The following is a 22,702-nucleotide window of genomic DNA, read 5'->3' as shown; positions in this document are numbered from 1 at the left end:
AGATGGAGGCCCCCCATGACGTCCACGTCTGTGTCCACGCGGACCGGGCACCCGCAGTCCGTCCGGAAGGTGCCGGCAGCCGTGCGCTGGCGCCGTCGACTGCCCGGGATGCTCATGGGTGGGCCTGCGCTGCTGGTGTTCGTGGCGATGTTCATCGTCCCGATGATCCTCGCGTTCGTGCTCAGCCTCACCAACTGGAACGGCTACAGCCTGAACCTGAACTTCATCGGGTTCGACAACTACCAGCAGGCGTTCCGCAATCCCCGCACCATCGACGCGGCCGTGTTCACCGGCCTGGTGGCGCTGGTGGGAACGTTCGCCTGCAACGTGCTGGGCCTCGCCGTCGCGGTGCTGATCTCCGCGCCGGGGAGGGCCAACACGGTGCTTCGGACCATCTTCTTCTACCCCTACATCATCAGTTCGCTGATCATCGGGTTCATCTGGTCCGCGATGCTCGCCCCGCAGGGCGTGATCAACGGCCTGCTGACACAGATCGGGTTCGACACCATCCCGTTCCTCACTGACGTGAACTACGCCAAGGCCAGCGTCATCGCCACCATCGTGTGGTCCCAGTTCGGCTTCAACATGATCCTCTACCTGGCCGGCATCAAGTCAGTACCCACAGAGTACTACGAGGCCGCCACCATCGACGGCGCCACCCGCTGGCAGCAGTTCCGCAACGTCACCCTCCCCCTGATCGCACCGGTGGTCACCGTGAACCTGGTGCTGACGCTTGTGGGCCTGCTGAAGGTGTACGACGTCGTGCTCGCCCTCACCGACGGCGGCCCGGCGGGCTCCACCCAGACCATCGTCTACCAGGTGCTGAAGGACTCCTTCGCCCAGGCCAAGCTCGGCTTCGGTGCGGCCCAGTCGGTGATCCTGCTGATCGTCACCGCCGTCCTCGGGCTGGGCGTCACGCTGGCCCGTCAGAACGCAGACAAGAAGGTGACCCAGTGATAACCACCACCCAGGAAACCAGGCACCCGGCCGTGACCGCACAGGCTGAGGGCGCCGTCGCCCCTGCTGATCCGACGGCGAAGCCGCGGCAGCGCCGTCGCCCCCGTCCGCCCCGGAGCCCGCTGGCACTGACGGGCCTCACGGCCAAGTGGCTGCTGCTGGGGCTGGGCTCTCTCGTGATGCTGGTGCCCTTCTACATCATGGTGGTCAACGCCTTCAAGCCCCAGGAGGAGATCATCCGGAGCCCGCTTTCGGTGTCTCCGGAGACGTTCACCCTGGAGTACCTGATGGCTGCCGTCACAAGCGAGAAGTTCAACGTGATCAGCGCCTACGGGATCACCCTCCTGTTCGTGCTGCTGGTGAACTTCTTCGGCATCGTGCTGGCTGCACCGGTGGCCCACGTCATCGCCCGCGGCCGCTCCAAATGGCACCTCCTGCTGCTGCTCACGTTCGTCTCCGGACTGTTCATCCCCGGTCAGGTCACCCTGATCCCGGTGGTGTTCGTGCTGCGCCTGCTGAACCTGATCAACACCATTCCCGGGTTCATCCTGTTCGAGACCGCGGCCACACTGCCGGTGACCATCTTCCTGTTCACCGCGTACCTGCGCACGGTGCCGCGGGACATCGACGAGGCCGCCGCCCTGGACGGCGCGGGCAGGATCCGGGCGTTCTGGTCCTGCATCTTCCCCATCATGCGGCCGGTGGTGGCCACCATCGTGGTGCTGAACTCCATCAGCGTCTGGAATGACTTCGTCAGCCCGCAGATCATCCTCGGGCCCAGCTCCGGCATCTACACCGTGACCACCGGCGTCTACGCCGCCGTCGGGCAGTACTCCACCAGCTACACCACCGTCTTCCCGACGCTGCTGCTGGCCGTGGCCCCCGCCGTCATCTTCTTCATCCTCATGCAACGACACATAATCGGCGGCCTGGTCGCCGGTGCCACGAAAGGCTGACAAGTGCCCCCGACAGTGCTGACGAGCGCCCTCCGGGAGATCCCCGCCTGGGCTGTGCTCCAGCGACGCCTCATCGACGAGATCAACCGGGCCCAGCGCCTGTTCTCCGAGCGCTACACCCAGCCCGACGGCCGGCTGCGGTTCAGCGGCAGCCTGGATGACCGCGACGGCGTGGACGATTTCTACGAACCGTTCTTCAACTGGCCCACGTTCTACGCCCTGGGTGGCAGCGCCGACGTCCTCGACGCGGCCAAGCTGCACTGGGAGGGCGTGACCGCCCAGCTCACCGAGGCCGGGATGCTCACGGGCGAGTACGAGAACGGTTATGACTGGTTCCACCAGGGGGAATCGCTGCTGTTCTTCTACGCCCTGTGCGCGGCGGACCCGGACGACGAGGCCTTCGCCGAACGGGCCCACAGGTTCGCGCAGCTCTACACGGACCCCGCTGCCGGCAACTACGACGGCGAGCTCAACATCATCCGGGCCCCGCACAACGGGGCGCAGGGGCCGCTCGTCGGCCTGAGCCCGCAGTGGCAGGCTTACCTTCCCACCCAGACAGAGATGCGGCCCTACGGGCTGCCGCTGGAATACCTGCCCGGGATCGAGTCCTGGGATGATCTGGCAGATCCCGCCAACGCGGACCTGATGGGCCAGCAGATGCAGGCCCGCGCCGTCGGCGACGTGCCCGTGAACCTGGCCGCCACCAGCCTCGCCGTGAACCGGTGGCTCTACGACGGCGACGAGGACTCCGCCGCCTGGGTGCTGCGCTACGCCGAGGGCTGGTGGCAGCGCGCCCGGGACAACGGCGGGCTGCTGCCGGACAACGTCGGGCCCGACGGGAAGGTGGGCTCGCTGCACGACGGCCGCTGGTTCGGCGGCCACTACGGCTGGAGCTGGCCGCACGGGTTGCCGTCGGTGGGAATGGGCGCCCTGGTGGCGGGCATCAACGCCGCGTTCCTCAGCGGAGACCACAGCCACCTCGACGCCACCCGCACCATGCTGGACAAGGTGCTCGACGAGGCCATCACCGCCACCGTCACCGAGACCCCGTTCAGCCTCCGCGCCGGGGCGCTGGGCAGGCTCGGCGAGGCCGCCGCCACCCCGATGACCCTGGTGCCGCACCGCTTCGGGAAGCACGGCTGGTTCGACCACGGGCCTGTCCCCGTGGAACTGGCCGTCTGGTTGTGGTGGTGGACCCGCAGCGACGCCGACTGGCAGCGCGTGCAGCGCGTCCTCGACGGCCTCCCCCAACTCCCCCACGAGGTCATGCCGTTCCGAGACAAGGCAGAGGCAGGCCACGAGGCCCCCTGGCTGGCGTTCCTGCACGGCGACCTCCCCGACTACCCCACCCAGGCCCTGTCCATGGCGCTGGGGCAGGTGGCCCGCAGGGTGGCGCTGATGGCGGCCGACGCCCAGGACCCGGACAACGTGCACCTCCACTTCTGGCAGCGCGTGAACCCGGTGGTCACAGAGGTGCTCGGACAGCTGATCTCCGGCACCCCGCAGATCCTCTACAACGGCGGCCTGCCGTTCGCCGCGGTCAGCTACGAGGACCCCGACGCCCACCGCCCCGGCCTGCCGCCCGACGTCGCCGCTCTGGTGACCGGGCTGGAGCCCAACGCGGTGGCCCTGGAACTGGTGAACACCTCCATCACCGAAACCCGGAGGGTCCGTCTCAGGGCGGGCCGGTTCGGGGAGTGGGAGATCTCCGAGGTCACGTCCCGCGGCCGGACCGGGGAGCAGTACCCCGGTGCGTCCACCGCCTACGCGTCGGGCCCCGGCGCCGAAGCGTCGCGCACCTCGCCGCTGCACGCCGGAGAACTCGAGGTGGAACTGGCCCCCGCGCACAGCACCCAGCTGGTGCTGCACCTGGTGCCCGCCACCCAACGCCCCAGACACCACACCCGCAACACCGAAGGTCAGCCGGCCAGCAAGGGGAACCGGCCATGACCAGGAACGGCAGCACCAACCACCCCGAGCAAGGAGCAATCACCATGTCCAACGCCGTCGCCGGCCCTGCCGCCGCACAGTTCGAGCTGCCCGTCAGGGGAGGCGAGTTCAGGCGGGCTGACGCGGGCACCCTCGCACGCATGTCCGGCGTCACCGCCGCCACCGCCTGCGCCAAACTCCACGAACTGGGCATCCGCCGCAGCTTCGTCGAGGGCCCCCGCCCGCTGCAGCCGGGGCAGCGCATCGTCGGCTCCGCCGTGACCCTGCAGTTCATGCCCCAGCGCGAGGACCTCGCATCCGGCAAGGGCCAGGAGTACGCGGAACGGCACAGCGCGCTCTGGGCGGTGCTGGAGACCATCCAGCCCGGCGACGTGCTGGTGGTCCAGGCCTACGGCAGTCGCTTCTCCGGCTGCGTCGGGGACATCCTGGCCCGCTACCTGGCCAGCAAGGGCGGCGTCGGCATCGTCGTCGACGGCCGCATCCGGGACTCCGGCCGGATCATCAGCATGGGGCTGCCTGTGTGGTCCACCGGCTACACGCCGCACTACGCCTCCCAGAGCGAACTGTTCCCCTGGGCCTACGACGTCCCGGTGGCCGTCGGCGGCGCCCTGTGCATGCCCGGTGACCTGGTGGTGGCCGACGACGACGGCCCCGTCATCATCCCCCAGCACATGGCCGACGCCGTCTCCACCTCCGCCCGCGACCACGAGGCGTGGGAGGAGTTCAGCCGGTTCCGGCTGGACGAGGGGGCCCGGTTGAGCGACTACTATCCACTCACACCAGACACCCGTGAGGAGTACCAAGCGTGGCTCTCCGCCCGAGCCTCCGCCCGCTGACCCCGGGCCCCGGGGACAACACCGTCGCCGGGCTGGGCTGCGCCCCCATCGGGAACCTGTACACCCCGGTGGCCGACGAGGACGCCGTCGCCACCGTCCGCGAGGCGCTGCGGCTGGGCATCCGGTTCTTCGACACCGCGCCCCATTACGGCGCGGGCGCCAGCGAGCGCCGGCTGGGGCTGGGGCTGCAGGGCTTCCCGCGCGACGAGGTGGTGATCGCCTCCAAGGTGGGCCGCGCCGTCGTCGACGCTGACGGGAGGCCAGCGCCCGCCGGGGCCGTGGGCGCCGACACCGTCGCGGACCTGAGCCGCGACGGGGTGTGGCGCAGCGTGGAAGGGAGCCTGCTGCGGCTGGGCACAGACCGGCTGGACCTGCTGCACCTGCACGACGCCATGGACGTCGACGCCGCGCTCCAGGGCGCGATGGTGGGGCTGACGGAACTCCGCGAGCAGGGGGTGGTGCGCGCCATCAGCATCGGCATGGTCCGCACCGCTCCCCTGATCCGGTATGTGCGCGAGGCCGGTCCCGACGTGATCATGGAGGCCGGGCGGCTCACCCTCATTGACCGCTCCGCCGCCGACGAACTCCTCCCCCTGGCCCGGGAGCGCGGGATCGGGATCCTCGCGGCGGGAGTGTTCAACTCCGGCATCCTCGCAGACCCGCAGGGCAGCCCCCTGTTCGACTACTACCCGGCCGAGCCCCGGCTGGTCTCCGAAGCCCTCGCCATGGAGCGGGTCTGCCGGGAGTTCGGCGTCGAGCTGCGGCACGCCGCCACCCGGTTCCCCCTCCTGAGCGACGGCGTGGAGGCCGTGGTGGTGGGGGCACGCACCCCGGGCGAGGTGCGGGACTTCGTCGAGGGTCTCATGGTTGAGCTCCCCGATGAGCTGTGGCCCTCACTGGAGGCGGTCCACGCGGCCACGGTGCCTGCGTGACGCCCGAGGTGATCGACGCCCACACCCACCTGTGGGACATGGCGCAGGTGCGGCTGTCCTGGTTCCGCCCGGAGCTGGGCCTCCCGGAACGCGCCGTGGTGGAGGCGTTGGAGGACGCCGCCCGGCCCACGCCGGTGACGGGCGCCCTCGCTGTCCAGGCCGCCGACACCGTCGAGGAGGCCCTGTGGCTGGCCCACCACGTGCGCGGCCATGCGCTGCTCCGCGGGCTGGTGCTGCAGTACGAACCGCGCCCCGGGCTCTGGGGCGGCGCCAGCCAGGAACTGCTCACCGGCGCCGGTCCCGTCGTCGGGGTGAGGGTGGCCACGCCGTCGGGCGCGACGGACCTCTCCGACGTCCCGGGTCTGACCGCGCTGGCCGAGGGCCTCACCCGCGCCGGGCTGGTCATGGAACTGTTGGTGCGTCCCGAGCAGCTTCCCGCCGTGGCCGAGCTCTCAGCAGCGCACCCCGGGCTCCGCGTCGTCGTGTGTCACCTGGGGCTGGGCAACCGACCCGCCGATGCCACGTGGCGGGCGGGGCTGGCAGAGCTGTCGCAGGCGCCGGGAGTGGCCGCCAAGGTTTCCGGGCTGGCGCCCGAAACCCGGGCCGCCGAAGAACTGACGTCCCTTGTGGGAGCGGCTTTCGAGGCCTTCGGCCCGGGCCGGTTGCTGTTCGGCAGCGACTGGCCGATGTCGGTCAGGAGCCTGACCTACGAGGACGTGCTGGCGCGGACCGCCGCAGCACTGCCACCCCTGACCAGCTGGGCCGCGGCCCAGTTCTGGGGCGGCACCGCGAGGCGGATCTACCGGATCTGAGCGGCGGCTACTCGGGCCCGTGTTACCAGAGGATCTGACACGCCGAGGTTTTGGCTCTGGAGAGCCAGGCTCGAGGCGTGTCGGATCCCCCTGTCACGCCCGGCCAAGTAGCCCCTCAGTTCTCGGGCGGCAGCAGGGTGCCGGCGGCGTGCGAACGGAACAGGTCTGCGGCCGCGGCTGCGTCATCGCCCTCCAGCACCTCGAGGAGCCGGAGGTGCCAGTCGGCCACCTGGTGCCAGTCGCCGTCGAAGAGCGGATCACCCAGCACGTGCAGGGAACGCAGGCTAGGTTCCAGCAGGTCCCACATCCGGGGCAGGTAGTCGTTGCCGCTCTCCTCGATGACGCGGCGGTGGAACACGAAGTCAAGTTCCCGGAACGCCACCAGATCCACGGCGGCAGCCGCGGCGTGCATCTCGTCGACGATGCCCGCCAGGTGCTCCCGCGCCTCGGGCGCGAGATGCCCGCAGATCAGCTTGCCCGCGAGGGCCTCCAGTTCGGCCCGCACCACCTTGGCCTGCTCCGCCTCCTCCTGCGTGTAGGTGGCGACGGTGTTGCCCTGGTGCCGTTTGTGGGTGACCAGGCCCTCGTGAGCGAGCCGCTTCAACGCGTCGCGCACCGGGGCCTGGCTCACCTCGAGCTGTCTGGCCAGTTTGGACTCCACGAGCTGCTCACCCGGTGACAGGGTGGCGTCCTTGATCATCGCCTTGATCATCACGTAGATCTGGTCTGACAGCAGCCCGTGCTGCAGCCCGGGGACCGTGCTCAGTGAGTCATTCATGGGTGAAAGCCTATCAATAATCGAGAATCGTCAGGCCTGGCTGGTCGTGGCACCGGAGCCAGCTGCGGGCGATCAGATCGACGGCGGCCCGGCTGGGATGGACCCCGTCCGGGGCCAGCGCTGCCGCGCCCGCTGTTTCCGCTGCCGCGGTGAGGATGCCGTGCAGGCCGATGAACTGCGCACCCGCCTCGGCGGCGATCTCACGCAGCGCTGCCCGCTTGCCGGCCAGGTCATCCAGCCATCCGAACTGCTCGTCGGTGACGGGCAGCAGGTAGGGCTCCATGATCACCAGGCGCCCCACACCCACGGCCCGGGCCCGCGCCACCAGGCCCCGGCAGGTCTGGGCGAACGCGTCGGCCGGGGTCAGGAGCCCCTGGTCGAAGCGGCGCCAGGTGTCGTTGACGCCCACGAAGATGGTGAGCACGTCGGGCAGCAGCGGTTCGACGTCGGCGTCCCAGCGTGCTGCCAGGTCCACTGCCCGGTTGCCGGAGATGCCCACGTTGGTGACCCGGGCCGGGTCACCGCGGTCCGCCAGTTCAGCGGCCACCTGTTGGACGTACCCGTCCCCCAGAGAACCGGGATCATCCCGGTCCCGTCCAGAATCGGTGATGGAGTCACCGAAGAAGACCATCCTGGTTCCCTGGGGTTGGGTCATGTCAGGCCACCGTCACGGTCACCGGCTTGGAGGCCGTCTCGCCGAACTCGTTCACGAACACCGCGACGAGCTGGTGCTGACCGGGCGCCACGCCGTCGAGCTGCACGCTGGCGCGCTGCGCGGCGGGGCTGGCGGCGGTGAGCTGCCCGTCCGCCACGGCCACGCCGTCCAGCTCGAACCGGTAGCTGGTGGCGTTGGTGCCCCACCACAGGTTCGCGGTGGCGGTGAAGGAGCCGTCCCGGTCCCAGTTGTCGTGGCTGACGACGGGGGCCGCGGGGGCGGCGTGCTGCACCTTCACGGTGGTGCTGCTGGTGGCGGTGACACCCTTCGAGTTCACCAGTTCACCGGTGTAGACGTACGTGCCGTTGGGCCTGCCGGCCACCGCCACCCTCGCCTGCTGCTGCCCGGAGCCGTCCACGGTCAGCGGCACGGTTTCCAGGAGCACACCGTTCTCGTACAGCCGCAGCGAACTGCCGGGCACACCCCACCACAGGTTCATCACCACATCGTAATTGCCGTCATGGAGGCCGTGGGCCCAACCGCTGGTGTTGGAGAGCGTCGCCCTCGACGGGGGCGCGACGGCGCCGTCGTCCTCCTGAACGGGGCTCAGCGAGATGGAGTTGGTCCGGCCATAGTGGTAGACGTTGAAGTAGCCCTCCGCTGCGACGTTGCGCTCGGAGTCGGCGTCCATTCCACTCCAGACGGTGACGCCGTCCACGCGCAGCACCAGCCGGTTGCCGCCGTCGACGGCCACCGCCCCGAACTCGATCTCGTGCTCGGATCCGGGCGCGATTACGGTGTTGGGGATGATGTCCATCATGGTCTGTCCGGGCTTCCAGCTCTGGAACTCGATCTGGTCCTCCTTGATGACCACCAGGTAGCCCTTGTTGCCGCCCTCCCAGGTGGGTTTGCTGGCGGCGTCGGAGCGCACGGAGAAGCCGTACCAGCCGCCGTCGAAAGCACCGAAATCGGCCTTGAACTTCAGCAGACCGCTGCCGAACTGCTCGGCGGAGTAGCCGCGCACGCCCTCCTGGGAGATGCGCACGTGGCCCTCGTCGAAGTCGACGGCGGGGTCCTGCGGCCAGCCGGCGGCCTCAGTGAGCTGGGCGCCCAGTTCGATGACGGGGTGCTCCACCTCTGCCACCGCCACCGTGGCGCTGGCGCTGAGCTCCGGGAACGCCGCCGAAGTGACGGTCACCACGGCGATGCCCGGCGCCACGGCCTGCACCATTCCCGAGGCGTCCACAGTGGCCACGTCCGGGTTGTCGGAGGTCCAGGTGACCTTGTGGTGGGTGGCGTCGGCCGGGGTGATCCGGGCCTCGAACTGCCTGCGCTCGCCCGGCTCCAGCTGCGCCTCGGAGGCGTTCAGCTCGATGCCCTCGACGGGGACGCTCAGGATCCCGAAGCTGACGTTGTCGAAGTCCAGGTGGGTGAAGTTGTTCACGTAGAAGCCCACCTTGCCGGTCTTGGCCGGCATGGGGTTGGCGCCGTCGACGGCCAGTTCGTCGTCGATGAAGACGCTGATGCTGGAGCCCGAGACCACCATGCGGATGTGGTGGGTGGTGCCCGGCTGCAGCTGCGTGGCGGCGGTGGCGTCGGCCCGGTTCACGGTGCCCCAGACGCCGTCGTAGATGGTCCACCTCGAACCCGCCGCGGAGGCGCGGTACTCGATGTGACCGGCGGGGGTGCCGCCGCTGCGGTCGTAGATGAGCATGACGGCGCCCTCGGGGATGTCGTCGGTGGTGCGGACGTCGAACTCCAGCTCGTACTCACCGAACTGCCGGTCCAGCTGCGAGTTGGCGCCGCCCCGGATCCGGTACCAGTGGTTTCCGTCGTCGTCGGCGACGATGCTGCGGTACGGGTCCGTGCCCCAGCCGTTGCCGCCCTGTTCGAAATCGGTGAAGTACATGATGCCGTCGCCGTCGGCAACCACCAGCACGGCCTCGTCGGTGATGGTGGGGTCCGCCGTCGAGGTGACCCTCAGAGTGGTCTCACCCGGGGTGAGCGCCTCCACCGTGCCGTCGGCGTCGATGGTGGCGACGGCGGGGTCACTGCTGGCGTACGTGACGGCCTGGAGGGTGGCGTTCCAGGGCAGGACCTCGGCCGCGAACGCGGCCCGCTTGCCCATGTCGATGGTGAGGGTCGAGGACGGGAACTTCAGCCCGACGAGGGCGATGCTGTCCGGGCTGTTGGACTGCCCCACCTTCCCGACGGTGCCCATGTTGGCGAAATCGAGCGCCTCCAGGCCGGGGATGTGTTCGAACGCGGGGGCGTCGTCGCGGAGGGTGAAGTCGTCGTTCTGCCAGTCCACGAATCCCGGGTCCTGGTCAGCCACCCAGTTGTCGGTGTAGTTCATCAGGTCATGCACGTCGCGGGCACCCTGGCCGTTGACGTCGCCGGAGCGGTTCATGGTGGGGTTCCACACCAGGTTGCGCTCGAAGAAGTTGAGCTCCGGGTAGTAGTGGTTCTCGTCGAGGAAGCCCAGCAGTTCCGGGTACCGCTCGGCGTAGGGGGTGTCCACGAAGCCGTTGTTCTCCTCGAACAGTTCCAGCCAGCCGGGCAGGTACTTCGTGTCCACGGTGTTGCCCGGCCCGTCGCCCATCCACATCTCGTAGTTGTCGTAGGGCACGTGCGTGTCCACGAAGACGTTGTTGGTGGTGGTGATGCGGTCACCGGAGCCGCTCTTGATGGCGGCGTTACCCATGCGGACGAACAGGTTGTTCTCGATGGTCAGGCCCATGGTGAGGTTGTCCGGGTAGATGCCCTCGACGCCGAGGCGGCCCACTCCCGTGTCGTGGAAGTAGTTGCCGCGGATCACGGTGCCCCGCTGCTGCGGGGTGTTGCCGGCGTTCATGTAGATGGCACCGAGGTCCTGGAACGTCTTGCAGATGTCGTAGATCTCGTTGCCCTCGATGAGGTGGTCATTGCCGTGCACGATGATGCCGGGGTGCGGGGCGTCGTGGATCTCGTTGTGGCGGCCGATGTTGCCGACGCCGGCGAACATCACGCCCGGGTTGTAGGCCTTGTGGTAGTACGCGAAATCGTGGATGTGGGAGTTCTCCACCCGGTTGTTGCCGGGCTCGAGGGTCTCCTCGTTGCCGCCCTGCAGCACCACGGGGACACCGCCGATGTGGCGCAGGTGGGAGTTGACGACGGCGTGGTCGTGGCCGCCGCGGTTCACGGGGATGCCGTCGTAGGTGTAGCGGCCGGGCGAGTTGATGAGCACACCGCCGTCAGCGAAGTTCTGGATGTCGCTGTTGGAGAACGTGACGTTGCTGCCGCCCAGGACGACGGCGGCGGTGGCGCGGCCGTACTCCAGGACGAGGTCGTCGAAGTTCACGTGGGAGGCCTCGGTGAGGCGCACCATCGGCTCATCCAGGACGGTGGCGGTGATGTCCTCCTCCCCCAGTGCGAAGGCGGTGTTGGGGATGAAGTAGAGCATGCCGGTGCCGCGGTCGATGAAGTACTCCCCCGGTGCGTCCAGTTCCTCGAGGAGGTTCTCGGCGAAGTGGAAGTCCTCGAACCAGGTGGTCATCAGGCCGGACATCTCGCCGTAGGCGAGGGTGATGGTGCGGGCCTCGGTGTCAATGTTGGCGATCTTGTTGTAGGACCACTCCCAGCTGTACCCGAAGATGCCGTCCAGCCAGACGTCGTCGGCCTCGGTCCAGTACTGGGGCCTGTCGTAGTTGTACTTGAAGGTGCCGCCGCGCTCCTGCAGGTCCGGATCCTTGACGGTGGGGCCAGCATCCAGGATCTCGCCCATGCGGACGGTGCCGGTGTTGGGCCAGCGGGCCAGCGTCATGCCCTGGCCGCCCACGTAGAGCTCCATCGGCGGGGTGGTGCTGACGTCGTTGGCCTTCCAGTAGCCGTGGCGGCTGACCTCGCCGAGGTCTGTGACGCCGGCGGCCGCCAGATCAATTCCCAGCACCTTGCCCCGGGCGGACTCCTCGATGATGCGGTCCAGGACCGCGGCGTCGGTGACCTGCTGGAACTCGTCGCGGGCCAGCTGGACGCCGCCCGAGATGTGGGCGGTCTCCCCCGGGTGGGAGCGATAGGTGATGGGGGCGTCGGCGGTGCCGGAGTCCTGCTCGCCCAGCTCGAAGGAGCTGGTGCGCGGGTAGGTGCCCTCGTGGAGGTCAACGGTGATCCCGCCGTCGGGCAGGCCCTCGGAGGCCCGGATCTCCCGGATGGCGTCACGCGCACCCTCGAGGGTGAGCAGCGGTTCTTCCTGGGTTCCCGGGGCAGAGTCACTGCCTCCGGGGGCGACGTGCAGGACCAGGCCTGCCTGTGTGGGGGCAGCTGGATCCGCATGTGCGACAGCGGCGCCGCCTGCGGCCAGCAACCCTGAGATTGCCAGTAATGAGAGGATTCGCTTCATTGCGATAGTTCCGATCTTCGTCGGAGCGCCAACATCGGTGTGGCACTCGATGAGTTGGTGATTCCGCTGGGATTGACCCGGTGGACGACGTCGACGCTACACTAATCGATAATCGCTAGCAATGCCCTCGACGAAGTGGAGCAACATGAGACTCGCCAGACTTGGACCCGCCGGAGCTGAGATCCCCGTCCTGCTGGACGGCAGCCGGACGCTTGACCTGAGGCCCCTCACCGCAGACATCGACGGCGCCCTCCTGACCGACGACTTCCGCGGCCGGATCACCGCCGCGCGCGACGCCGGCCAGCTGCCTGAGCTGGCCGACGCCCATTCCCTGCGCATCGGGACGCCCATCGCCCGCCCGGGTGCGGTGATCTGCATCGGCATGAACTACGCCGCCCACGCCGCGGAATCCGGTTCAGAACCGCCCCGGATCCCCATCATGTTCCTCAAGACCCCCAACACTGTGGGCGGCCCGAATGATCCGGTGACCATCCCCCGCGGCAGCACCCGCTCCGACTGGGAGGTGGAACTGGGCGTGGTCATCGGCACCCGGGCCGCCTACCTGGACTCGCCGTCGCAGGCCCTCGACCACGTGGCCGGGTTCGTCCTGGTCAATGACCTGTCCGAGCGCACCTTCCAGATCGACCACTCCGGCGGGCAGTGGTCCAAGGGCAAGTGCGCGCCCGGGTTCACCCCCACCGGGCCGTGGCTGGTCACCCCCGACGAGGTGGACCACGGCAACCTCCGCCTCCGCAGCTGGGTGAACGGCTCCCCCAGACAGGACTCCGCCACCGCGGACATGGTCTTCAGCGTCGAGCACATCATCTGGCACCTCTCGCAGTACCTGACCCTGGAGCCGGGAGACCTGCTGCTGACCGGCACCCCTGAGGGCGTGGCCCTGTCCGGCCGGTTCCCGTACCTGAGTGCCGGCGACGTCGTGGAACTGGAGATCGACGGTCTCGGCCGCCAGCGTCAGGAACTGCGCGCCTGGGAGCGTGCGTGATGGGCGGCCCAATGGAGTCGCTGGTGGCCGTCGTCACCGGCGGCGCCTCCGGGCTGGGCGCCGCCATCGCGCAGCGCCTGCACACCGACGGCGCCACCGTCGCCGTCCTGGACCGCTCCGTCGACGGCTGCCCGCACCCCGCCTTCGAGGCCGATGTGACCGACCGCGCCGGTGTCACGTCCGCCGTCGCAGCGGTGGCGGAACGGTTCGGGAGGCTCGACGTGGTGGTCAACAACGCCGGTATCGGCGCCACCGGAGACGTCACGGCCAATGACGACGACGAGTGGGCGCGGGTGCTCTCGGTGAACGTCACCGGCATCGCCCGCGTCACCGCGGCGGCACTGCCCTGGCTGCGGCGTTCGCCGTCGGCGGCGGTGTGCAACGTGTCCTCCATCGCGGCCACCGCGGGGCTGGAGCAGCGCGCGCTGTACTCCGCCTCCAAGGGCGCGGTCCTGTCCCTGACCCGGGCGATGGCAGCTGATCATCTGCGCGACGGCGTCCGCGTCAACGCCGTGAACCCCGGCACCGCGGACACGCCCTGGGTCTCCCGCCTGCTGGCCGCCGCAGCGGACCCGGCCGCCGAACGCGCCGCCCTCGAGGCCCGCCAGCCCCACAAGCGGCTGGTCTCCCCCGCCGAGGTGGCTGCCGCCGTCGCCTATCTGGTGTCCCCCGCCGCAAGTTCCACCACCGGCAGCTACATCGAGGTGGACGGCGGCATGATCGCGCTCCGACCGCGCCAGGGGTGAGCCGGACGCCGTGACGCCTGCGCCTATGTAACGCGCAAGGGGTCGACTGCCCCGCCTTCCGCGTCACAAACGCGCTGGCGTCACTCCGAGAAGCCGGCGGCGAGGGGTTCTGCTGGCGACGAACTCGTTTGACCCTCACGTTGCGTGAGGGTCTCTAATTGGTGCGGTAGGAAGGAGATGGCCATGACCACAACCACTGACCGCGTCGAGAAGCTCGGCCGGGGGCTCGCACACCCGAACACCGCCGTGCGCCTGAGGGCCGCGCTGGCGGCAGGCACCCACCCGCAGGTGGAGTTCATCGAGCTGCTGCTGGAGCGTTGTGGCGTCGAGCCGGACTTCTACGTCCGCGACATGCTGACGTGGGCACTGATCCACCAGCCGCGCGCCGACGTCGTGCCACAGCTGCGCGTCGACCTCGGCTCCAGCTACGCCCAGGCACGCGGCCAGGCGCTGCACACGCTGTCCAAGATCGGTGACCCCGAGATCTGGGAGTGGATCACGCTCGACCACATCCACGATCCCGACGACGTCGTTGCCGTGCCCGCCTGGCGGGTCGCCGCGGCCGTCGTCCCGGACGAGGAGGTGCGCTGGCTCGCCACGGAGCTGCTGAAGGAGCTGGGCCGCTCGGACCACGACGCGATGCGCTCGCTGGCGCGGGCCGTCGTCGTGCTCACCGACAGGGCCGCCGCCTGGGACGACGCCACCGGCGCCTGCGTGATCGAGTCGATGCTCGAGTCCGTCGTGGCACGCACTTCGGACCCCAAGGTCCAGGCCCACGCCGAGGCGACACTGGCGCTGTACCGGAACCCCGGCACGCCGTTCTCCCTGACGCAGTCGGAGGCGATCGACGTCGAGTTCGCCAGCCACCTCGCGGCCCCGGAGCACTGAGGGGTCCCACCAGGAGCTCGCTCCTCTTGCTGGAAGACGCTCCGGATTCATCCGGGGCGTCTTCCATGTTGGGGAGCGGTGTGCACCCGGGGAAGCAGATCGCCCGCAACCAGCCGAGTAGGTTGACGCGCAGACTAGTCAGGCATACGATCTAGGTATGGAAACTGACTTGCCGTGGCCCAGTGAATGGCTGCGCGGCGTGCTCGGGGTCTGCATCCTGAGGATCCTCGCGGACGGACCCACGTACGGCTACGAGATCGCCGCCAGGCTGGCCGCGGGAGGGCTCGGCACGGTGAAGGGCGGGACGCTCTACCCACTGCTGGGCCGCTTCGAGGACTCGGGATGGGTCGACGTCGAGTGGCGTCCCGGCGAGGGCGGCCCCGGGCGCAAGTACTACTCGATCACCGACGCCGGCCGCGCCGAGGCCGCCGCCCAGGCAGGCAGGTGGGCACGGTTCACAGCCGTCACGAGATCACTGACCGAAGACACCCCCAACCAAGGAAGGGCCTGAACCATGGCCGAGAGCACCACCCCCAACATCGACCAGCAGTGGCGCGATGACTTCGTCCTCGCGATGCGGATGGCCGACGTGCCGGGCGAGCGTATCGGCGACGCGCTCGCCACCGTCGATGCCCACTGCGCCGAGGCCGGCGAGACCGCCGCCGAGTCCTTCGGCGACCCGGAGGCCTACGCCCTTTCGCTCGCGCCCGAACCAGCAGAAGGTCTGCAGATGTCCTTCGCCGCGGGGATCTTCGCCGGGCTGCTCGGCCTGCTCACTGTGCCACGCGCCGTGACTGCCCTGTCCGCCGGCACCGACGTCTCGGTGACGATCGGCGACGTCGCCGCACTCGGCATCACGCTGGGTCTGGCCGCCACCGTGCTCGCCTTGCCACGCAAGGTGCTGCCGTGGCTGGCCCGCGCCAAGTTCTCGCTCGTGTGGCTGGTCGGCGTCCTCCTGCTTGCCGCACTGGTCCCGGCCCTTTTGCTGCTGCGCCAGGTCGTCGCGGGGATCACCCCGCTGGCGGTGCTTGCCCTGGGTGTGGTGCTCCTGGCCGGGAGCGTCGCCTGGACCTGGCGGTACGTGTCACGGCCCGACCCGGTGCAGGACCCCCGTTCGGGCAAGGCCCCACGTGGCCGCACCCAGTGGGTCACTGCGCTGCTGTTCCCGATCCTGACGGCACTGGTGCTGCTGGTCGACGCCGGATTCCGGGCCCTCAGCTGAGCCCGGGGCGGAACGCCTCGATGGTCTCGACGATCGCGGGACGCAACTCCGACGGCTGGATCACCCGGTCCACCGCTCCGACCTCGACCGCGCGGTGGATGCTGTGGACGCCGTCGAACTCGGCGGCCACCTCGGAGATCTTCTCCGCACGCACGGTCTGCTTCAGGTCGGCGAGCGCGAGCTGGATCTCGCCGCGGTCCTCGGGCGAGGCGCCCCGCAGGCGGGAGTCCAGCTCGACGACGCGGGGGTCGTTCTCGGTGCGACGGCGCACGTCGCCCGCGAACACCACCGCGGCCGCCGGGGCGCCACCGAGCACGGAGGCGTAGGAGCCCTCGATGGCAAGCACCGTCATGTTCTCGTTGAGCCGCTTGGAGAACACCACGAACGCGCCGCCGTGGTAGCGGGAGATGACGACGAACACGATCGGGCCCTGGAAGTTCACCACGGCCCGGCCGATCTCTGCGCCGTACTCGAGCTGCAGGTTCCGCATGCTCTCGGGTGAGCCGTCGAAGCCGGACAGGTTGGCCAGGACCACGACGGGGCGGTTGCCGGAGGCGGCGTTGATGCCGCGGGCCACCTTCTTGCTGGAGCGCGGGAACAGCGTGCCGGCGGTGAAGGTCTCGGGCCCGTCGGCGGGCGGGAAGCCCCGACGCGGCACGGGCTTGGACTCGACGCCGATCACCGACACGGAGTGTCCGCCGATCCGGCCGTCCATGACGACGGCGGTCTCCGCCTCGGCCATTCCGGCCCAGCGCTCGGTCAGCTCGTGGTCCTGGTCCACGACGGAGGCGATCACGGTGCGGATGTCGAACGGCTTCTTGCGGTCCGGGTTGTGCTGGGCGGAGAAGATCTCCCCAACCGTCTTGAACTCGGTGCCGGCCGCCTCGTGCGGGAAGCTGGACACGTCGCGGTCCACCGGATCCGAGGTGGGGGCCTTGCGGGGCCCGTCCTCGCCGGCGGCGACGTAGGTCTTCGCGTAGTGGCCCATCAGCACGCCGAGGGCGGCGCTGAGGTTGGGCGCCCAGTACTGCGCCTGGCCGTTGGGGCCCATGACGCGGTCGTAGCCGCCGATGCCGTGGTTGTCCTCGGCGGAGACGCCGCCGGAGAAGTCCAGCGACTGCTTGCCGGTCAGCACCATGGCGGAGTCCGGGGTCATGACGAGGATGCCCTTGGTGTGCATCAGCATCGTGGCCTCGGCGTTCCAGTACGGCTGCGCGCCGACGTTGATGCCCGCCACCACGACGTTGATCTCGCCGCCGGCCTGCGTGAACTCGACGATACGACGCAGCGCCGCACCCACCCAGTCCATGTTCTCCACGCCGGAGTCCATGGCGATCCGGGCGCCGGAGGAGACGGTGAACCACTCGACGGGGACGCCCATCTCCTCGGCCAGGTCCAGGGCGGCGATGATGCGGGCGCACTCCGGCTCCGCCACCGCACCGAGCCCCTTGGTGGGGTCACCGGACAGGGCGATGCGGGTGATGCCCTCGGGGTGGAGGTCGGTGATGGTGGTGACGCGGGCGCAGATGATGCCGGCCCGGTTTCGGCCGGGTGCACGGTCGACGTCGACGAGGCGGCCGTCGTCGTCCAGGTCCAGCTCCACCAGCGTGCCGCCGGGGCCGGCGAGGGCCTCGGTGAAGTCGTACGGGTAGACCAGCCCGCGACGACGCGTCCGCAGCACCTTGGTGGCGTAGTCGTCCAGCGGCTGCAGCGGCTCGGCCGGCCGCCCGGAGACGGTGGCGGTGACGGCCCCGGCCTTGGCGTGGAAGCGCACGGCCAGCGCGCGGGGGGTGCCGCCGGCCTGGGCGAAGCGGCCCTGGCACAGGACCTCCTCGATGCCCGCGCCGTCGGACAGCGGCGTGATCTTGTCCTTCAGCGGCACGATGTCCTCGAGATTGAGGCGCACCTCCGGCCAGACGTGGATCCAGACGTGGTTCATGTCCAGCTTGCTGCCGGCGGTGCCGCGGGCGGCGCGGGTGCGGCGGATGGCCTCGAGGCAGCGCTCGACGGCGCGTTCGGCGTGCGGGAGGCCGACGAGGCGGCCCTCGGCGTCGTGGACGGCGGCCAATTGCCGCACCTGCGCCATCGCCACCAGGCGGCGGTCCTCGGGGTTGGTGCGCGCCACGGCCTCGAACAGCAGCACCTCGGCGGGCGCGGGCAGGCGGGTGATGTCGAAGTTCTCGAGCCGCCACAGGTCCAGGCGGCGCGTGGACATGGGGTGCAACCCACGGATGCGCTCGTCCTCGACGGCACTGCCGGTCTGGAAGCGGAAGATCCGGTAGTCGAGGCTGCCGTCGGCCTTGCAGATGGCCACGGCGATGCGCCGTACGCTGCCCTGCAGCTGCCACGAGTCGAGGATGCCCGCCAGCGACGCTCCCACCTCGTCGTTGTCGGCGTCGTCGGGGAACGCGACGTAGAGCTCGGCCACCGCCTCCTGGGAGTCACTGCGCTTTGCCACCTCGCGCTCGACGATGCGGTGCAGGGCGCCGCCGGCGGCCAGTTCCTCGGAGGTGCCGACGGTGGAGATGAACCGGGTGGGGCGCTCGGGCCCGGTGAGGACGTAGTCGGCGGTCACGACGGCGCGGCCGCCGTCGACGGAGCGCTCGATGTTCTCAAGCCCGTACTCGGCGTAGTACTTGTGGAGCAGCACCTCCAGCATCGGCTCGACGGCGGGGACCCCGCGGCCCAGACGGGATGCCAGGAAGTTCGCGGTCCACTCCGGGATGTTCGCGAGGGCGCGGATCCGCTCTTCGTAGTCCGGTGCCTCCGGATCTGCGGCCAGCGCGTCCACCTCGTCGGCGACGCCGGCGACGACGGAGGTGCGCTCCGTGTCCACCTGCGGCTGGTCGAACCAGCGGAACCGCACGGAGCGGGCCTGGTCACCGACCGCCGGGTAGCGCAGCTGCGTGGTGCGCACGAGCCGCTCCAGCTGGGCCCGGGCGGGGCCGGCGAGGGCCTCGGCGCAGGTGGGCTCGGACATCCAGCGGTCCAGGATGGCCAGCACGATCTGGACGTCGGTGGCCACCCGCTTCTGCGCGAGGAAGATCCGGAACACGGCCTGTTCGAGCTGCGGGGTGCGGTCCAGGGAGTCGACGCCGTAGTGGCGCAGCACCCGCATCAGGCGGGCCTCGAAGTTCTCGGTGAGGCCGGCGCGTTCGGCGTCGAGGGTGGTCAGGTAGCGGTGGAAGTGCTCCCTGTCGGAGTGGATGCGCAGCTCGCTGCGGCTGTCCTCGCCGAAGGGGCGGTTGCGGCTGAGTTCGGCCAGGTCCGCGAACAGCTCCATCAGCTCGATCTCGCCGGCCAGGACGTCGTGCCCGGCGGCGCGGGCGTCGTCGCGGGCCGCGAGGTAGCGGTTCACGGCGGCGGCCGAGGGGTCGACGTCGAAGCCCATCAGGGTGGCCGAGAGCTCGGAGCGGAGCCGGTCCATGCGGGCGAGGGGGTCCGTGTCGTCGGCGGGCAGCGCGGGCAGCTCCACGGGGGCGGCGTCGGAGACCGGGCCGGCGTCGCCGCCGTTGCCGACGGCCTCCAGCCGGACCAGCGGCGCGAGGGTCTCCACCTGGGAGCCTGTGACCGCCAGCAGTTCGCGGACGCGGCCGGCGAACGGGGCGGGGATGACCGTCTCCATCTTCATGGACTCGAGCACGATCACCGGTGCCCCGGCCTCCACCTCGTCGCCGACGGCGACGGGCGTGGCCACCACCAGTGCGGGCGCGGGCGAGCGCAGGATGCCGCCCTCGTCGCGGGAGATGCGGTGGGCCACCTCGTCCACCTCGACGAGGTGGATGGGGCCGTGGGTGGCGGTGACGATGTGGTGGCGGGCGCCGTTGACGGTGATGCGGCCGTGGACGTCGTCGAGCCGCTGCACCTCCGCGAGGGCGGTGACGCCGTCGACCACCACGCGGTAGCGGTCCTGGCCGGTGGCGTAGGCGGTGACCTTGTGCGCGACGCCGCGCAGCTTCAGGTCCACCGACACCCCGGACTTGTGCTGCGTCTGCGGGCGGCCGCCGTGGGCGGTGTCGAGCAGCCGCTCGGTCTCGCGCGCCGTGGTCTCGTCGTAGGCCTCGATGGCGGCCACCACCAGCGCGACGCCGGCGTGCTCGTCGGCCACCAGGCCGCCGTCGGCGCGGGCGCGGTCGATCCAGCCGGTGTCCGCCCAGGCCACGTCGTCGCCCTCGCCGGTGACCTCGGGCCGGTCCAGGAGTTCGAGGATGAAGCTCTTGTTGGTGGCGCCGCCCTCGATGACGACGGTGGTGTCCGCCATGGCGCGGCGCAGCCGGCCGAGCGCCTCACGGCGCGTGCGGCCGAAGGCGATGACCTTGGCGATCATGGAGTCGAAGTCCGCGGGGATGACGTCGCCCTCGGCCACGCCGGTGTCGACGCGGACGCCGGGGCCGGTGGGGAGGTCGAGGCGTGCGATCAGGCCCGGCGCGGGCGCGAAGTCACGGTCCGGGTCCTCCGCGTTGAGGCGGGCCTCGACGGCGTGGCCGAACTCGACGGGACGCTCCTCGAGGGACTTGCCGGCGGCGACGGCGATCTGGGCCTTGACCAGGTCGAAGTCGTTGGTGACCTCGGTGATGGGGTGCTCCACCTGCAGGCGGGTGTTGACCTCGAGGAACGCGAACAGCTGCTCGCCCGGGTGGTAGAGGAACTCGACGGTGCCGGCGCCCTCGTAGCCGACGGCCAGCGCCAGCCGCTCCGCCGATGCCTTGACCTCGTCGGTCTGCTCGCGGGTGAGCAGCGGGGAGGCGGACTCCTCGATCACCTTCTGGTTGCGACGCTGCACGGTGCAGTCCCGCACGCCCAGGGCCCAGGCGTTGCCGTGGGAGTCGGCGATCAGCTGCACCTCGACGTGGCGGGCGCCGGTGACGAGCTTCTCCAGGAACACGACGCCGGAGCCGAACGCGCGCTCGGCCTCGTCGCGGGTGCGCTGGTAGGCCTCGGTGAGTTCCTCCGCGGAGGTGACCTTGCGGATGCCGCGGCCGCCACCACCGGCGGTGGCCTTCAGCATCAGCGGGTAGCCAACACGGTCCGCGGCGGCGAGGGCGTCGTCGAGGGTGTCCACTCCCCCGCGCGACCACGGCGCCACCGGCACCCCAACCTCCTCGGCGATCAGCTTGGAGCCGATCTTGTCGCCCAGCTTGCGCATGGCGTCGCCGGAGGGGCCAATGAACTTGATGCCCAGGCCCTCGACGAGGTCCGCGAAGGCGGCGTCCTCGGCGACGAAGCCCCAGCCCACCCAGACGGCGTCGGCGCGGGCCTCGGTGAGGACGCGGGCGAGCAGTTCGTGGTTCAGGTACGGGCGCTCGGAGGCGGGACCAAGCGGGTAGGCCTCGTCGGCCTCGCGGGCGAACATCGCCGAGCGCTCGGCGTCGGTGTAGAGCGCGATGGTGGTGATTGGATCGGCGTCCCGGTGCTCCGCATTCAGGTCACGGACGGCGTGGATGAGCCGCATGGCGGCCTCGCCCCGGTTGACGATGGCGATGCGCTGGAACACGTGGACCTCCTGTGGACAGACGAAACTGCAGCCGCGAGGGCTAACGATGAATCTTCCACCGATCCGGGCCCTGTGGCGAGTCGCCACGACGAACACGCCGAGGACCGCCCCGAATCAACCGGCCGGTGTCCAAGGGTGGCGGAAGAAGTTTGTGCACTCCCCACAATCCGGGCACCGGCCCGGCGTAGTGTGCAGGAATGACCGGTTACAGCGGACAGCAACTACTCGACGCGCTCGCCGACGCGGCCCTGGCCGACTGGCAGGTGCTGCCGGAGGGCATCCGCACGCGCTACCTGAGCGGGGACTTCGTGTCCGGGCTCGAACTGGTGAACCGGGTCGGGGCGGCCGCCGAGGAGGCGAACCACCACCCGGACATGGGCCTCAGCTACGGCTACCTGGACGTCCGGTTCATCAGCCACGACGTCGGCGCCGTGACGGACCGCGACCTGCGCATGGCGCGCCGCATCAGCGACCTCGCCGCCGAGCTCGGCATCAGCGCGGACCCGGCCGTGCCGCAGGTGGTGGAACTCGCGCTGGACACCAGCGACAAGGAGCGGATCGCCCCGTTCTGGGCGGCGCTGCTGACGGGTGACGCCGGAAACGTCGACGGCCCCGACGTCGTGGACCCCAGCGGGCAGGTGCCGCTGCTGTGGTTCCAGGACAGCGACGAGCACGACGTGCCCCACCAGCGCTTCCACCTCGACGTTTGGGTGCCGCCGGCGCAGGCCGACGCCCGGATCGCCGCGGCGGTGGCCGCCGGCGGGAAGATCGTCGACGACTCCGAGGCGCCGTCCTTCACCGTCCTGGCCGACGCCGACGGCAACCGCGCCTGCGTCTGCACCGTCGCCGGCCGCTGACGAATCAGTCGTCCTGAGGTGCGAGCGGCAGCGAGCCTCGAAGGATCATGCCGTGGCCACCCAGTAACCCTCACCAGGCCCTTCGAGGCGGCGACTGCGTCCCCGCACCTCCCACCGCCGGTTGAGCAGGTCCGCGCGAGGAACGAGCCGGACCGTGTCGAGACCATGGTGAGGTTCAGCAGGGAATCTCACCATGGTTTCGACACGGGCTGCTCGCAGAGCTCGCCGGCCCGGCTCA

At 70.1% G+C, this 22,702-nt stretch carries 16 protein-coding genes; 12 read left to right on the top strand and 4 right to left on the bottom strand.

Annotated features, from left to right (window positions below; all coding sequences use genetic code 11):
- Nucleotides 1-15: 15 nt before the first annotated feature.
- Genes ACYU7G_RS10325 through ACYU7G_RS10300 form a run of 6 tightly spaced genes read left to right on the top strand, consistent with a single transcriptional unit; the run spans nucleotide 16 to nucleotide 6,443 of the window.
- A complete protein-coding gene (locus ACYU7G_RS10325) occupies nucleotides 16-957 on the top strand; it encodes a carbohydrate ABC transporter permease (RefSeq protein WP_461107479.1) in 942 nt (313 codons plus the stop codon).
- Nucleotides 958-989: 32 nt separating this feature from the next.
- Complete coding sequence (locus ACYU7G_RS10320) at nucleotides 990-1,913, top strand: carbohydrate ABC transporter permease (RefSeq protein WP_461107477.1); 924 nt, start codon at nucleotides 990-992, stop codon at nucleotides 1,911-1,913.
- A 3-nt stretch (nucleotides 1,914-1,916) separates the two neighbouring features.
- Nucleotides 1,917-3,863: a hypothetical protein gene (locus ACYU7G_RS10315; RefSeq protein WP_461107475.1), complete on the top strand. Its 1,947-nt coding sequence runs from the start codon at nucleotides 1,917-1,919 to the stop codon at nucleotides 3,861-3,863.
- Nucleotides 3,860-4,699: an RraA family protein gene (locus ACYU7G_RS10310; protein WP_461107473.1), complete on the top strand. Its 840-nt coding sequence runs from the start codon at nucleotides 3,860-3,862 to the stop codon at nucleotides 4,697-4,699. The genes ACYU7G_RS10315 and ACYU7G_RS10310 overlap by 4 nt, the downstream gene beginning before the upstream one ends.
- On the top strand, nucleotides 4,669-5,631 hold the full coding sequence (locus ACYU7G_RS10305) for an aldo/keto reductase (protein WP_461107471.1): 963 nt from the start codon (nucleotides 4,669-4,671) through the stop codon (nucleotides 5,629-5,631). The genes ACYU7G_RS10310 and ACYU7G_RS10305 overlap by 31 nt, the downstream gene beginning before the upstream one ends.
- Entirely contained in the window at nucleotides 5,628-6,443 is an 816-nt protein-coding gene (locus tag ACYU7G_RS10300) for an amidohydrolase family protein (RefSeq protein WP_461107469.1), read from the top strand. The genes ACYU7G_RS10305 and ACYU7G_RS10300 overlap by 4 nt, the downstream gene beginning before the upstream one ends.
- Nucleotides 6,444-6,558: 115 nt before the next feature.
- On the opposite strand, the gene ACYU7G_RS10295 is transcribed toward ACYU7G_RS10300, so the two are convergent.
- The 3 genes from ACYU7G_RS10295 to ACYU7G_RS10285 are packed head-to-tail and all read right to left on the bottom strand — an operon-like array spanning nucleotide 6,559 to nucleotide 12,254.
- Nucleotides 6,559-7,221, bottom strand: a complete 663-nt coding sequence (locus ACYU7G_RS10295; protein ID WP_461107467.1) for a GntR family transcriptional regulator — start codon at nucleotides 7,219-7,221, stop codon at nucleotides 6,559-6,561.
- Between the two features lie 13 nt (nucleotides 7,222-7,234).
- The gene (locus ACYU7G_RS10290) at nucleotides 7,235-7,876 is read right to left on the bottom strand and encodes an SGNH/GDSL hydrolase family protein (RefSeq protein WP_461107465.1); all 642 of its coding nucleotides are present in this window, start codon (nucleotides 7,874-7,876) and stop codon (nucleotides 7,235-7,237) included.
- A 1-nt stretch (nucleotide 7,877) separates the two neighbouring features.
- Nucleotides 7,878-12,254 carry an Ig-like domain-containing protein gene (locus tag ACYU7G_RS10285; RefSeq protein ID WP_461107463.1) on the bottom strand — a complete coding sequence of 1,459 codons (4,377 nt, stop codon included), beginning with the start codon at nucleotides 12,252-12,254 and terminating at the stop codon, nucleotides 7,878-7,880.
- 145 nt (nucleotides 12,255-12,399) lie between these two features.
- On the opposite strand from ACYU7G_RS10285, the gene ACYU7G_RS10280 reads away from it, so the two are divergent.
- The 5 genes from ACYU7G_RS10280 to ACYU7G_RS10260 all read left to right on the top strand — a co-directional run bounded on the left by ACYU7G_RS10280 (nucleotide 12,400) and on the right by ACYU7G_RS10260 (nucleotide 16,113).
- Nucleotides 12,400-13,257: a fumarylacetoacetate hydrolase family protein gene (locus tag ACYU7G_RS10280; protein WP_461107461.1), complete on the top strand. Its 858-nt coding sequence runs from the start codon at nucleotides 12,400-12,402 to the stop codon at nucleotides 13,255-13,257.
- Nucleotides 13,257-14,003, top strand: coding sequence for an SDR family NAD(P)-dependent oxidoreductase (locus tag ACYU7G_RS10275; protein WP_461109565.1), 747 nt, complete (start codon nucleotides 13,257-13,259; stop codon nucleotides 14,001-14,003). Before ACYU7G_RS10280 ends, ACYU7G_RS10275 begins: the two co-directional genes overlap by 1 nt.
- A gap of 183 nt (nucleotides 14,004-14,186) precedes the next feature.
- Nucleotides 14,187-14,891, top strand: coding sequence for a HEAT repeat domain-containing protein (locus tag ACYU7G_RS10270; protein WP_461107460.1), 705 nt, complete (start codon nucleotides 14,187-14,189; stop codon nucleotides 14,889-14,891).
- Between the two features lie 157 nt (nucleotides 14,892-15,048).
- Nucleotides 15,049-15,402: a PadR family transcriptional regulator gene (locus ACYU7G_RS10265; protein ID WP_461107458.1), complete on the top strand. Its 354-nt coding sequence runs from the start codon at nucleotides 15,049-15,051 to the stop codon at nucleotides 15,400-15,402.
- Between the two features lie 3 nt (nucleotides 15,403-15,405).
- Complete coding sequence (locus tag ACYU7G_RS10260) at nucleotides 15,406-16,113, top strand: hypothetical protein (protein ID WP_461107456.1); 708 nt, start codon at nucleotides 15,406-15,408, stop codon at nucleotides 16,111-16,113.
- Here ACYU7G_RS10260 and ACYU7G_RS10255 read toward each other — a convergent pair.
- Nucleotides 16,106-21,607, bottom strand: coding sequence for an ATP-binding protein (locus ACYU7G_RS10255; RefSeq protein WP_461107454.1), 5,502 nt, complete (start codon nucleotides 21,605-21,607; stop codon nucleotides 16,106-16,108). The two genes, ACYU7G_RS10260 and ACYU7G_RS10255, sit on opposite strands and share 8 nt — an antisense overlap.
- Nucleotides 21,608-21,804: 197 nt before the next feature.
- On the opposite strand from ACYU7G_RS10255, the gene ACYU7G_RS10250 reads away from it, so the two are divergent.
- A complete protein-coding gene (locus tag ACYU7G_RS10250; protein ID WP_461107452.1) occupies nucleotides 21,805-22,464 on the top strand; it encodes a 4a-hydroxytetrahydrobiopterin dehydratase in 660 nt (219 codons plus the stop codon).
- Nucleotides 22,465-22,702 lie beyond the last annotated feature (238 nt).

The organism is Tessaracoccus terricola, assembly GCF_054776555.1.
Note: the sequence above shows the minus strand (reverse complement) of the source record. Positions and strands in the feature narration are given on the sequence as shown.

Bases quoted from the DNA above. Each gene is read 5' to 3' on its own strand.
- ACYU7G_RS10325 (WP_461107479.1), top strand. From the start codon at position 16: ATGACGTCCACGTCTGTGTCCACGCGGACCGGGCACCCGCAGTCCGTC.
- ACYU7G_RS10310 (WP_461107473.1), top strand. From the start codon at position 3,860: ATGACCAGGAACGGCAGCACCAACCACCCCGAGCAAGGAGCAATCACC.
- ACYU7G_RS10295 (WP_461107467.1), bottom strand. From the start codon at position 7,221: ATGAATGACTCACTGAGCACGGTCCCCGGGCTGCAGCACGGGCTGCTG.
- ACYU7G_RS10290 (WP_461107465.1), bottom strand. From the start codon at position 7,876: ATGACCCAACCCCAGGGAACCAGGATGGTCTTCTTCGGTGACTCCATC.
- ACYU7G_RS10285 (WP_461107463.1), bottom strand. From the start codon at position 12,254: ATGAAGCGAATCCTCTCATTACTGGCAATCTCAGGGTTGCTGGCCGCA.
- ACYU7G_RS10280 (WP_461107461.1), top strand. From the start codon at position 12,400: ATGAGACTCGCCAGACTTGGACCCGCCGGAGCTGAGATCCCCGTCCTG.
- ACYU7G_RS10275 (WP_461109565.1), top strand. From the start codon at position 13,257: ATGGGCGGCCCAATGGAGTCGCTGGTGGCCGTCGTCACCGGCGGCGCC.
- ACYU7G_RS10270 (WP_461107460.1), top strand. From the start codon at position 14,187: ATGACCACAACCACTGACCGCGTCGAGAAGCTCGGCCGGGGGCTCGCA.
- ACYU7G_RS10265 (WP_461107458.1), top strand. From the start codon at position 15,049: ATGGAAACTGACTTGCCGTGGCCCAGTGAATGGCTGCGCGGCGTGCTC.
- ACYU7G_RS10260 (WP_461107456.1), top strand. From the start codon at position 15,406: ATGGCCGAGAGCACCACCCCCAACATCGACCAGCAGTGGCGCGATGAC.
- ACYU7G_RS10250 (WP_461107452.1), top strand. From the start codon at position 21,805: ATGACCGGTTACAGCGGACAGCAACTACTCGACGCGCTCGCCGACGCG.